The sequence below is a fragment of the Actinocorallia aurea genome, from assembly GCF_054783995.1.
In genome coordinates this window covers 116,335-128,062 of sequence record NZ_BAAGPQ010000035.1, presented here as the reverse complement: position 1 = coordinate 128,062, position 11,728 = coordinate 116,335, and the positions used below count along the sequence as shown (strand labels likewise).

Genomic DNA, 11,728 nt, shown 5'->3' with positions numbered 1-11,728 from the left:
CCCGTCCGTTCAGCCGTCGATGAGGGCCTGGACGGCCGGGGCGTACCGGGCGATGACGGCCTCGGGGTCGGCGGCCATCACCGCACCCTGCTTGTGCAGGCTGAGCACGGTGGACAGGCCGAGGACGTGCGCCCACACCAGTTCCGCGCGCAGCGCCGCGTCGGGGCCGGGCAGCAGCGCGGCGAGGCGGTCGGTCACCTGCTCGCGGAAGCGGCGCAGCAGCAGTTCCCGCTCGTCGCCCGCGCCGATGCCGAACACCACCCGGATGAGCGGCGGCGGCAGGTCCCGGTGGCGGACCATCACCGCGGTCTCCACGAGGTGGCGGCCGAGGTCGTCCAGCGGGACCGACAGGAGCGCCTCGGCGTCGCCGGAGAAGTCCGCGACCGCCTCGAACAGCTGCTCCTTGCCGCCGAAGTGCTTGACGATGAGCGCGGCGCTCACCCCGGCCTCGGCCGCGATGGAGCGCAGCGTCACCTTGGCGTAGGGGTGGAAGGCGAACGCCCGGCGGGCGGCCCGCAGGATCGCGGCGCGGCCTGGTTCGCTCACGCGGGCTCCGGTGCGGGCGCGGCGAGCGTCGAGGGCAGGGCGAGCGGGCGGCGCGGCACCAGGAGCGCGAACACCAACGCGCCGATCGCGGCGGCGCCCGCGACGAGGAAGATGAGCAGGTAGGCGTCGAGGCTGGGGTAGCCGCCGATGACCAGGTGGCTGAGCACCGCGGCGCTCATGGCGCTGGAGACGGCCTGGCCGACCATCCGCATGAGCGTGTTGACGCCCGTCGCCTCGCCGGTCTCGCTCGCGGGGATCGCGCCCATGATCAGCACAGGGAGCGCGGAGTAGGCCAGTGCGGTGCCGATGGCGACAACGGTGGCTCCCAGGATGATCGACCACAGGGCGTGGCTGGCGAGGTAGCGGACCACATAGCCTAGCGCGATCACGATCGAGGCCAGGGCCACCGTCGTCTTCGCGCCGCGCCGGTTGGTGAGGCGCGCCGAGACCGGGGCGAGCATGGCCATCGCGACGCCGCCGGGCAGCAGGCACAGGCCGCTCGCCACGATCGACAGCCCGAGCCCGTAGCCGGTGCTCTTCGGTTCCTGGACGAGCTGCGCGGTCGACAGCGAGTTGGCGTAGAAGGCGAAGCCGACGAACAGCGCGGCGAGGTTGGCCAGCAGGACCGCGGGCCGGGCGGCGACGCGCAGGTCGAGCAGCGGGGCGGGACGGCGCAGCTCGTAGCGGCCCCACAGGAGCGCGAGCACGAGCGCGGTCCCGCCGAGGCCGAGCGTCGCGGGCGCGGTGTACCCCCAGTCGGGGCTCTTGGTGACGGCGAGCATCAGGCACACCAGGACGGCGGCGAGCCCGACCGCGCCCGGGTAGTCGAACCGCTGCGCCGCGCCGGCGCGCGCCGACTCCGGCACCTGCCAGCGCACGAGCAGCAGCACGAGCAGGGCGGCGACCGCGCACACCCAGAACATGGCGTGCCAGCTGACGTACTGGATGACGACGCTGGCGATCGGCAGCCCGATGGCCGCGCCGATGCCGATGGTCGCGCTCATCATGGCGACCCCTCCGGCGACGCGCTCGGGCGGCAGCTCGTCGCGCAGGATGCTGATGCCGAGCGGGGTCGCGGCGAGGCCGACGCCCTGGAGCGCCCGGCCCAGGACGAGCAGCGGCAGCGCGGAGGACACCGCGCAGAGCAGCGATCCGACGACGACCACGCCCAGTGCCCACAGCAGGATCCGGCGCCTGCCGTACATGTCGCCCGCGCGGCCGAGGAGCGGGGTGGCGACGGAGCCGCTGAGCAGGGTCGCGGTGACCATCCAGCTCACGTCGGCGGGCGCGCTCCCGGTGATCTCCGGCAGGATCGGCAGCATCGGGACGGTGATCGTCTGCATCAGCGCGACGACGGTCCCGGACGAGGCGAGGATCAAGGTGATGGGGGGTGTACGTCTGTTCACTCTCCTAGGTAAACATATGTTCACCGCAGTGGGGCCGAAAACCGACGGGTGACCTGCGTCTCGTCACACGATCGTCACCGCGGGGTGCTGGACTGTTGCCTGTGAGTGTTCAGGAGTGTCTGGACGGTTTTCTGGTGCGCAGGTCTTGATTCAGGACGATGGGGTTCGGTTCGGGGGGGTGGTCGTGGTATCGCTGGTCAATGGTGTGGCCTCCGAGCTCCGGCGGCATGGCGGGGACACGTGTCACCGGGTTTTCGGGACGTGGCCTGCGTGCCTGTTGCGGGTGCGGGCCTGTGCGGCGTGGGGGACGGCGGCCGGGTATGGGTGAGCCGAAGCCGCTGCGGCCGATGGCGGTGCCCTTCGTGGTCGCGCAGGCACGCCCTGACCGGGCTGCTGCACTGGACCCGGCACCTGGGTGTGGCGGCGATCGCGATCGAGGATCTCGACTTCACCGACGTCAAACACCGCGAGAAACACGGCAGGCGGCGCCTCCGGCAGGTCGTCCACGGCATCCCGACCGGACGGCTCAAAGCCCGCCCGGTGTCCATGGCCGCCGAGCAGGGGATCGCTTTGGTGGCGGTGGATGCGGCCTACACCAGCCGGTGGGGAGCCCAGCACTGGCAGCAACCCACCAGCACACCCGGACACACGACCAGCCGTCATGAGGCAGCGAGCCTCGTGATCGGACGACGCGCCCAAGGCCATCATGCCCGGCGTCGGACGGCACCGCCCCCGCATCATCGGAGTGATGGTGCGGGGCATCGGACCGTCCAGGCCCGGCATCATGGTCTTGGGTGTGAGGAACCCTGCCCGGTCCGGACCGGACGGCGGACACGATCCGCCCGCCCACCAGGCACGTGAAAGCAGGGGACCAGTCTGTCCAGCACCGTTCGGGACAGGCCACTGACCACAGGAGGAACACTCCTGAACAGTGCTCAGGAACGGTCACAGCAGCCCGCGGTACTGGACGCCCGGCGTCACCACCGTCGGCGCGAGCAGCTCCGAGACCGTCGCGAAGACGTAGCCGCGCTTCTTCAGCTCCTTCACGATCTGCGGGACCGCCTCCACGCTGTCCTTCCTGATGTCGTGCAGCAGCACGATCTCGCCCGGCTGCACCTCCTTCAGCACCTTCGCCGCGACCGCGTCGTGCGCCATGCCGCGCCAGTCCTGCGGGTCGATCGTCCAGGTCACCTCCGGCAGCCCGAGCGCGGCGAGCTCCTTGGCGACCTTCCCGTCGCTCGCCCCGTACGGCGGGCGCATCACCGAGGGGCGCACCCCGGCGATCCGCGTGACGAGGTCGGACGTCCGGGAGAGTTCGTCCCTGATCCCCTTGGCGTCCAGACCCGTGAGGTCGCGGTGGTCCCAGGTGTGGTTCCCGATCTGGTGCCCGGCCGCGGCCGTCGCGCGCAGCACCTCGGGCAGCTCCTCGACCTTCTCGCCGAGCACGAAGAACGTCGCCCGGACGTCCTCGCGCGCCAGCGATCTCAGCAGCTGCGCGGTGTAGGGGCCGGGGCCGTCGTCGAACGTCAGCGCCACGCACTTGGCCACCGCGCAGTCGTTCGGGTAGGCGTCGGCGCGCAGGCCCCGGCGCCGTTCGGCGTCGGCCGCGACCACCGGTACGGCGGGCCTGTTGCGGACGCCCGGGGCCGGCCCCTCCGGCAGCAGGTGCACGTCGCCGACGACGGCGACGACGCCGAGCCCCGCCATCCCGATGGCCACGCTCGCCCCGAGGGCGAGCACCGCGACCAGCGCCAGCGCGACCGTCATCGCCACCGCGAGCTTCCTCATCGACCGTCCCCCGAGCGCCCCGTGAAGATCATTTGCAGGACGGACACTGCCCGATGACGGCCGGGGAAAACCAGGCGGCGCGCGCGCTCGGGCCGGGTGTCCGAAAGGCCGGGAAACTGGGATGATCTGCGGATGTCGCAGTGGTGGCGGGGGTACCGCCGGGAATGGCTCCGGGGCGACGCCGCCGCGGGCGTGACCGTGGCGGCCTACCTCGTCCCGCAGGTCATGGCCTACGCCGCGGTGGCCGGTCTGCCGCCCGTTGCGGGCCTGTGGGCGATGCTCCCCGCGCTCGTCGCGTACGCGCTCTTCGGGTCGTCCGAAAGGCTCTCGGTCGGCCCCGAGGCGACGACGGCGCTCATGACCGCCGTCGTCATCGGGCCGCTCGCCGACGGAGACCCCGCGCGGTACGCGGCCCTCGCCGCGGGGCTCGCCTTCTTCACCGGCCTCCTCGCGTTCGCCGCCCGGCTCCTGCGGCTCGGCTTCGTCGCCGACCTGCTCTCCCACCCGATCCTCGTCGGCTACCTCGCGGGCGTCGCCGTCGTCATGGTCTGCGGACAGCTCTCCCGCGTCACCGGGGTCCCGGTCGAGGGCCGGGGCGTGGTCGAGGAGGCGGTCTCCTTCGCCGGGAACATCTCCGGGGTCCACGCGGGCACCCTCGCGCTCTCGCTGACCTGCCTGGGCTTCCTGTTCGCCGTCCAGAGATGGCGTCCGCACTGGCCGGGCCCTCTGCTCGCGGTCCTGCTCGCCGCCGGGGCCGTCGCCGCCTTCGCCCTCGACGAGCGGGGCATCGCCGTCGTCGGGGAGGTGCCCGCCGGGCTGCCGCTGCCCGCGCTGCCGGACGTGTCCGACGCTGCCGTGCTGGTGCCCGCCGCGCTCGGCGTCCTGCTCGTCTCCTTCACCGACACCATGCTCACCGCGCGCGCCTTCGAGACGCCCGGAAGCCGGCGCGCGGACGGCAACGCCGAACTCGTCGCGCTCGGCGCGGCCAACGCGGGGGCCGGCCTGTTCCAGGGCTTCCCGGTGAGCAGCAGCGGCAGCCGCACCGCGCTGGCCGCCGCCGCGGGCGCCCGCACCCAGGCGTTCTCCCTGGTCGCGCTGGCCTGCGTCGCGGCGGTGCTGCTGGTGCTGAACCCGCTGCTCGCGTCCTTCCCCCAAGCCGCGCTCGGCGCGCTCGTCGTCTACGCGGCCTTCCGGCTCGTCGACCTCGCCGGGTTCCGCAAGCTCGCCGCCTTCCGGCGCAGCGAACTCCTGCTCGCCCTGTCGGCCGTCGCGGGTGTGCTCTTCCTCGACGTGCTCTACGGCATCCTCGTCGCCATCGGCCTGTCGGTCCTCGACCTGCTGCGCCGGGTGGCCCGCCCGCGCGCCGCCGTGCTCGGCAGGGTCCCGGGCCTGGCCGGGATGCATGACGTCACCGATTACCCGGACGCCGAGACGGTGCCGGGCCTCGTCGTCTACCGGTACGACTCGCCGCTGTTCTTCGCCAACGCCGAGGACTTCCGCCGCCGCGCGCTCGCCGCGGCCGAGGCCCCCGCCGAGCCTCCCGCCTGGTTCCTGCTCAACGCCGAGGCGATCGTCGAGGTCGACAGCACCGCCCTGGAGGCCCTGGCCGACCTCGCCGCCGAACTGGAGCGCCGCGGGATCGTCCTGGCCCTCGCCCACGTCAAGCAGGACCTGCTGGCCGACCTGCGCAGGTTCGGGCTCCTGGAGCCGATCCCCGAGGACCTGATCTTCCCGACCCTGCCGACCGCCGTCGGCGCCTTCACCGAGCGGACGGGCGCCCAGCCGGGCGACGGGCGGAAGGGCGCCTAGCCCTCACCTAGCCCAGCGACCGGGTGACGTCCGGCACGACCGTGGTCTGCCGCGGCGGCCGGACGTAGCCCGTGGGCTCGGGCCGCTCCGGCATCTGGATCTGCGGCGAAGGCACCTCGTAGTACGGGACCGTCGAGAGCAGATGGGAGATCATGTTGATCCGCGCGCGCTTCTTGTCGTCGCTCTCGACCTCGTACCAGGGCGCCTCGGGGATGTCGGTGTAGAGCATCATCTGGTCCTTGGCCTGGGAGTACTCCTCCCAGCGGGTGATCGACTCGAGGTCCATCGGGGACAGCTTCCAGCGCCGCATCGGGTCGTCCAGCCGGGACTCGAAGCGCCTGCTCTGCTCGGCGTCGCTGACGGAGAACCAGTACTTGCGCAGCAGGACGCCGTCCTCGACGAGCAGCCGCTCGAAGATCGGGCACTGGTGCAGGAAGCGCGAGTACTCCGCGTGCGTGCAGAAGCCCATGACGTGCTCGACGCCCGCCCGGTTGTACCAGCTCCGGTCGAACAGGACGATCTCCCCGGCGGCGGGCAGCTCGGCCACGTACCGCTGGAAGTACCACTCGGTGCGCTGGCGCTCGGTGGGCTTGGGCAGCGCCGCGATCCGCGCGACCCGGGGGCTGAGGTACTCGGTGACGCGCTTGATCGCGCCGCCCTTGCCTGCGGCGTCCCGGCCCTCGAAGACGATGACGACCCGCTTCCCTTCGGCCTTCACCCACTCCTGGAGCTTCACCAGCTCGGCCTGGAGCCGGAGGATCTCGCGGTCGTACGCCTCACGCGGGAGCTTCTTCGCCATGATCTCCATTATCCGCATACGGACGACGGGGAAAGCGGGCAAAGTCATCCGAAATCAGTGCCTTTGGTGACACTTGGCGGACCATGGCGCCACCTTTGGTCATCACACGATTACGCTTTGCTGAACGAGGCGATCCGGGGAGCGGACATGCGAGGCGTACGGCTGGCCATGAGCCTCGCGGCACTCGTCGGCGGGATCGAACTCGTGATCGTCTGCGTCGGGTACGTCACCCTCCCGATGGAGGCCGTCACCGGGCCGCCCCCCGCCGGCCGCGGGATCGACATCGGCTCCGCGCTGTTCGAGTACGTGATCCTGCTGGCGTGGGGCACCGTCAACGCCGCGGTCCTCGTCCTCGCCGCGCTGTACGGCCTCGCCGTCCACCGCGACGCCGCGCGCTGGCGGCGGGCGCAGCGCCGCGTCCTGCAGGCATGCCTCGTCGGCGCGCTCATCTGCGGCGTGTCGGCGCTGGCCGCCAGGGCCGACACGACCGCCATCCCGCTGGGCGCCCTCGGCCCCTCGCTCCTGCACGTGATCGTCTACAGCGCGATCGCCTTCTTCACCCTGCTCTGCCTGCTCGTCCCCGAGGTCGCCCCGGCGTCCTCGACTGGCGAGTTGACGGCCCGGTGAATGTGAAGTGCGTCATACCTGCCATCATCGGCACGCTGGAGCGATCCAGTCAGGGGGCTTCGATCAACCGCCCGGTAAGGTCGGTTCAGGAGGTGGGACGTCTTGGAGACGAGGGACCGGATCTTCACGGTGCCGAACGCGTTGAGCCTGGCTCGCCTCCTGGGGGTTCCGCTCTTCTTCTGGCTGGTCCTCACCGAGCACGACGGATGGGCCATCGGCCTGCTCGTGCTCGCGGGCCTGTCGGACTGGGCCGACGGCAAGCTGGCCCGCGCGCTCGACCAGACCAGTCGGCTCGGCACCCTCCTGGATCCCGCCGCAGACCGCCTCTACATCCTCGCCACGCTCGTCGGGCTCACCGTCCGGGAGATCATCCCGTGGTGGCTGCTCGCCGCGCTCGCCGCACGCGAGGTCTACATGGGCCTCGTCCTGGCCGTCGTCAAACGCCGCGGCTGGACCGGCCTGCCGGTCCACCTCGTCGGCAAGGCCGCGACGATGTGCCTCCTCTACGCCTTCCCCCTGCTTCTGTGGGGGGCCCACGACGGGGCCGCGGCCACCACCGCGCGCGTCGTCGGATGGGCCTTCGCCCTCTGGGGCACGGCCCTGTACTGGTGGGCCGCAGCCCTTTACACCCGACAGGCACGACAACTCATCCGAGCGCTGCCCCCCCGAGCGGGCGCCGAGAACGAGGGAGTCGCACCAGCCCCATGAAGGCCGTAGTGATGGCCGGAGGCGAGGGGACGCGTTTGCGTCCCATGACCGCCAACCAGCCCAAGCCCCTGCTCCCCGTCATCAACCGACCGATCATGGAGCACGTGCTCCGGCTGCTGAAGAGACACGGCTTCACCGAGACGGTCGTCACCGTCCAGTTCCTCGCGGCGCTGATCCGCAACTACTTCGGCGACGGCGAAGAACTGGGCATGAGCCTGCAGTACGCCACCGAGGAGGTGCCGCTCGGCACCGCGGGCAGCGTCAAGAACGCCGAGGACGCACTCAAGGACGACCGCTTCCTGGTCATCTCCGGCGACGCCCTCACCGACATCGACCTCACCGACATGGTGCGGTTCCACAAGGAGAACGGCGCCCTGGTGACCATCGGGCTCAAGCGGGTGCCCAACCCGCTGGAGTTCGGCATCATCATCGTCGACGACGAGGGCCGCATCCAGCGCTTCCTGGAGAAGCCGACCTGGGGCCAGGTGTTCTCCGACACCGTGAACACCGGCATCTACGTCATGGAGCCCGAGGTCCTGGAGCGCGTCGCCCCCGGGAAAAGCGTCGACTGGTCCTCCGACGTCTTCCCCCAGCTCCTCGCCGAAGGCGCCCCCCTGTTCGGCTACGTCGCCGACTGCTACTGGGAGGACGTCGGCACCCACGAGAGTTACCTGAAGGCCCAGGCCGACATGCTCGAAGGCAAGGTCGACGTCGAGATGGACGGGTTCGAGGTCTCGCCCGGCGTCTGGGTGGCCGAAGGCGCCGAGGTCGACCCCTCGGCCGTCCTGAAGGGCCCGCTCTTCATCGGCGACTACGCCAAGGTCGAGGCAGGGGCGGAACTGCGCGAGTACACCGTGCTCGGCAGCAACGTCGTGGTCAAGGAGGGCGCCTTCCTGCACCGGGCCGTCGTGCACGACAACGTCTTCGTCGGGCCGTCCACGAACCTGCGCGGCTGCGTCATCGGCAAGAACACCGACGTGATGGCCGGAGCGCGGGTCGAGGAGAACTGCGTCGTCGGCGACGAGTGCGTCATCGAGGCCGAGGCCTACCTGGCCCACGGCGTCAAGGTCTACCCGTTCAAGACCGTCGAGGCGGGGGCCGTGGTGAACACCTCGGTCATCTGGGAGTCCCGCGGCCAGCGCAACCTCTTCGGGCCGCGCGGCGTCTCCGGGCTGATCAACGTCGAGATCACCCCCGAACTCGCCGTCCGCCTCACCAGCGCCTACGCCACGTCGCTCAAGAAGGGCGCCACGGTCATCACCGCCCGCGACGCCTCCCGCGCCGCGCGCACCCTGAAGCGGGCCGTCATCGCCGCGCTGACGGCCGGCGCGATCAACGTCGAGGACCTGGAGGCGTGCGCGCTGCCCGTGGCCCGCTTCGAGACCGCCCGCGAGGACTGCGCGGGCGGGATCGTGATCAGGACCACCCTCGGCGATCCGCAGAGCGTCGACATCCTCTTCCTGGACGAGACCGGCGCCGACCTCTCCCAGGCCGCCCAGCGCAAGCTGGAGCGGGTCTTCGGCCGCCAGGAGTTCCGCCGGGCCTTCCCCGGCGAGATCGCCGAGCTCAGCTACCCCACCCGCACCGTCGAGGGCTACAGCCGCGACCTCGTCCGCCAGATGGACATGTCCGGCATCGACGAGGCCGGGCTCAAGATCGTCGTGGACTGCGCGGGCGGCGTCACCGCCAACGTCCTGCCGATCCTGCTCACCAAGGTCGGCGTCGACGTCCTCACCCTCAACAACCGGCTCGACGAGCTCCACCCCACCGAGACCCCGCCCATGCGCGAGGAGGCCCTGGCCACGATGGGCGCGATCGTGTCGTCCTCCGGCGCGGCCTTCGGCGTCCGGTTCGACCCCGTGGGGGAGCGGATCGCCCTCGTCGACGAGAAGGGCGAGCCGATCTCCCACGACAGGGCGCTGCTCGTGCTGCTCGACCTCGTGGCGGCCGAGCGGGCCGGCGGGACCGTGGCGCTGCCCGTCACCACCACCCGGGTGGCCGAGCGGGTCTGCGCGGCGCACGGCGTCAAGGTGCGCTGGACCACCACCCACCAGGACGTGCTGACGAAGGCGGCGGCCGACCCCGAGGTGGTCTTCGCCGGCGACGGTCGGGGCGGGTTCGTCTTCCCCGAGTTCAGCCACACCGTCGACGGCATCGCGGCGTTCATCAGGCTCATCGGCCTGGTCGCGCGCACCCGGATGACGCTCTCCCAGATCGACGAGCGCATCCCCGCCGCGCACCTGCTGCGCGCCTCGGTGCCCACTCCGTGGGCGGCCAAGGGCAGCGTCATGCGGCACGTGGTCGAGGCGGCGGGGGACCGGACCGTCGACACCACCGACGGCGTCCGCGTGGTCGAGACGGACGGCAGGTGGGCGCTGGTCCTGCCCGACCCCGCCGAAGCGGTCACCCACCTGTGGGCCGAAGGGCCCGACGACGAGGCGGCCCGCGCGCTCATGGACGAGTGGGTGGCGGTCGTCGAGGCGGCCGGAAGCTGAAAATCCCGCCCCCGGGACCGGTAATTCGATCACCGGGGGCTCCGCGACCGCCGTCCGCGCGGTACGGTCTTCCTGACAGGCTTTCCGGAGGGCTCCACCGCGCGGCGGCGTAGACCGTCGATCATGGCGGCGGGTAGCGTCTGACGGGAAGTGTTCTTTTGTGAGGCGCGGTCCAGGGGGACTCGCCGAGGGTAGGAGGCCGAGCCGATCGATGCCGAGCGTCTACTGCACCCAGTGCGGTCACGCCAATCCCGATGGCGCCCGCTTCTGCTCCAATTGCGGCACCCCTTTGGTCCGCAGTGTGCACCCGGCCCCGGAGACCCCCGGTGAGTCGACCTCGACGATCTCGATCAGCGGGCTGACCGACGGGCTGGAGATCCCCGAGGCCCCTTCCGAGGAGAGCGGCTCCGACCAGCTCAACGTCGACGCCCTGCCCTTCGGCACGGCACTGCTGGTGGTGCGGCGCGGCCCCAACGCCGGCAGCCGCTTCCTGCTCGACAAGGAGCGCACCTCCGCGGGCCGCCACCCCGAGAGCGACATCTTCCTCGACGACGTGACGGTCTCGCGCCGCCACGCCGAGTTCACCCGCCACGGCGGCGGCTTCTCCGTGCGCGACGTCGGCAGCCTCAACGGCACCTACGTCAACCGCGAGCGGATCGACAGCGTGGCGCTGCACGGCGGGGACGAGGTGCAGATCGGCAAGTTCCGCCTCGTGTTCCTCACCAACCCCCAGCACGGGTGAGCAGCAGCGCCGCCCGGGCGTACATGACCATAGGGGACGTCCTGGCACGCCTGCAGGACGAGTTCCCCGACGTCACGCCGTCGAAGATCAGGTTCCTGGAGTCCGAGGGCCTGATCGAGCCGGACCGGACCCCGGCCGGCTACCGCAAGTTCACCCACGCCGACGTGGAGCGCCTGCGGTTCATCCTGGCGGCGCAGCGCGACAGCTACCTGCCGCTGCGGGTGATCAAGGAGCAGCTGGAGACCCGGCCGCCGCGCACGCTGGTGGCGGCCGACTCCGAGACCGCTGCGGAGGTCGCGCTGACCCGCCGCCAGCTCCTGGACGCCGCCGGCATCGCCGAGTCCCTGCTGGAGGAGCTGGAGGCCTACGGGCTCGTCCGGCGCGTCGCGGGGCACTTCGGCTCCGAGGCGCTGACGGTGGCCCGCACCGCGGCCCGGCTCGCCCCGTTCGGCCTGGAGGCCAGGCACCTGCGGGTGATCAAGGCGGCGGCCGAGCGGGAACTCGACCTCGTCGAGCAGATGATCGCCCCCCTGCTGAGGCGGCGCGCGCCCGGCGCCCACGAGGAGGCGGGCCGGACCGCCGACGAGCTGTCCGCGCTCGTGCTCGCGCTGCACACGGCCCTCGTCACCGCGGGCCTGCGCGACAGCCTCGGCCGATGACCGCGGTCTCTCGCGAGGGTGCGGGGCGCTGGAGAGTCCGCCTTCGCCGGGGCTGCCCGCCACCTCTGGAGTAGGCCCGGCCTCACCGGGCAGGGCCGGTTCCGCGAAGGTGGTTCCGGAAGGTGTAGTTTGTGACATAGGACCGCCTG

The 11,728-nt window shown here is 71.7% G+C and carries 10 protein-coding genes; 6 read left to right on the top strand and 4 right to left on the bottom strand.

What is annotated here, in order from left to right; genetic code table 11:
- Positions 1 to 9: 9 nt before the first annotated feature.
- From ACYVOM_RS37305 to ACYVOM_RS37295, 3 genes are all read right to left on the bottom strand, one after another.
- Entirely contained in the window at positions 10 to 546 is a 537-nt protein-coding gene (locus ACYVOM_RS37305; RefSeq protein ID WP_460308329.1) for a TetR/AcrR family transcriptional regulator, read from the bottom strand.
- Positions 543 to 1,952 (bottom strand): MFS transporter, encoded by a 1,410-nt coding sequence (locus ACYVOM_RS37300; RefSeq protein ID WP_460308328.1) that lies wholly within the window; start codon positions 1,950 to 1,952, stop codon positions 543 to 545. The genes ACYVOM_RS37305 and ACYVOM_RS37300 overlap by 4 nt, the downstream gene beginning before the upstream one ends.
- Positions 1,953 to 2,897: 945 nt before the next feature.
- Positions 2,898 to 3,740, bottom strand: coding sequence for a polysaccharide deacetylase family protein (locus tag ACYVOM_RS37295; RefSeq protein ID WP_460308327.1), 843 nt, complete (start codon positions 3,738 to 3,740; stop codon positions 2,898 to 2,900).
- Positions 3,741 to 3,872: 132 nt separating this feature from the next.
- Here ACYVOM_RS37295 and sulP point away from each other — a divergent pair, with 132 nt between their 5' ends.
- Positions 3,873 to 5,549, top strand: coding sequence for a sulfate permease (sulP, locus tag ACYVOM_RS37290; RefSeq protein WP_460308326.1), 1,677 nt, complete (start codon positions 3,873 to 3,875; stop codon positions 5,547 to 5,549).
- A 7-nt stretch (positions 5,550 to 5,556) separates the two neighbouring features.
- Here the strand turns inward: sulP and ppk2 are convergent, their stop codons facing one another.
- Complete coding sequence (gene ppk2 / locus ACYVOM_RS37285) at positions 5,557 to 6,348, bottom strand: polyphosphate kinase 2 (protein WP_460308325.1); 792 nt, start codon at positions 6,346 to 6,348, stop codon at positions 5,557 to 5,559.
- A 147-nt stretch (positions 6,349 to 6,495) separates the two neighbouring features.
- On the opposite strand from ppk2, the gene ACYVOM_RS37280 reads away from it, so the two are divergent.
- The 5 genes from ACYVOM_RS37280 to ftsR all read left to right on the top strand — a co-directional run bounded on the left by ACYVOM_RS37280 (position 6,496) and on the right by ftsR (position 11,579).
- Positions 6,496 to 6,975, top strand: a complete 480-nt coding sequence (locus ACYVOM_RS37280; protein ID WP_460308324.1) for a hypothetical protein — start codon at positions 6,496 to 6,498, stop codon at positions 6,973 to 6,975.
- 102 nt (positions 6,976 to 7,077) lie between these two features.
- Positions 7,078 to 7,683 (top strand): CDP-alcohol phosphatidyltransferase family protein, encoded by a 606-nt coding sequence (locus ACYVOM_RS37275; protein WP_460308323.1) that lies wholly within the window; start codon positions 7,078 to 7,080, stop codon positions 7,681 to 7,683.
- Entirely contained in the window at positions 7,680 to 10,178 is a 2,499-nt protein-coding gene (locus ACYVOM_RS37270; protein WP_460308322.1) for a sugar phosphate nucleotidyltransferase, read from the top strand. Before ACYVOM_RS37275 ends, ACYVOM_RS37270 begins: the two co-directional genes overlap by 4 nt.
- 211 nt (positions 10,179 to 10,389) lie before the next feature.
- Entirely contained in the window at positions 10,390 to 10,920 is a 531-nt protein-coding gene (locus ACYVOM_RS37265) for an FHA domain-containing protein (protein ID WP_460308321.1), read from the top strand.
- The gene (ftsR, locus tag ACYVOM_RS37260) at positions 10,917 to 11,579 is read left to right on the top strand and encodes a transcriptional regulator FtsR (protein ID WP_460308320.1); all 663 of its coding nucleotides are present in this window, start codon (positions 10,917 to 10,919) and stop codon (positions 11,577 to 11,579) included. Before ACYVOM_RS37265 ends, ftsR begins: the two co-directional genes overlap by 4 nt.
- Positions 11,580 to 11,728 lie beyond the last annotated feature (149 nt).

Excerpts from the sequence above, each read along its gene's own strand:
- ACYVOM_RS37295 (WP_460308327.1), bottom strand. The coding sequence starts at position 3,740 with ATGAGGAAGCTCGCGGTGGCGATGACGGTCGCGCTGGCGCTGGTCGCG.
- sulP (WP_460308326.1), top strand. The coding sequence starts at position 3,873 with ATGTCGCAGTGGTGGCGGGGGTACCGCCGGGAATGGCTCCGGGGCGAC.
- ppk2 (WP_460308325.1), bottom strand. The coding sequence starts at position 6,348 with ATGGCGAAGAAGCTCCCGCGTGAGGCGTACGACCGCGAGATCCTCCGG.
- ACYVOM_RS37280 (WP_460308324.1), top strand. The coding sequence starts at position 6,496 with ATGCGAGGCGTACGGCTGGCCATGAGCCTCGCGGCACTCGTCGGCGGG.
- ACYVOM_RS37270 (WP_460308322.1), top strand. The coding sequence starts at position 7,680 with ATGAAGGCCGTAGTGATGGCCGGAGGCGAGGGGACGCGTTTGCGTCCC.
- ACYVOM_RS37265 (WP_460308321.1), top strand. The coding sequence starts at position 10,390 with ATGCCGAGCGTCTACTGCACCCAGTGCGGTCACGCCAATCCCGATGGC.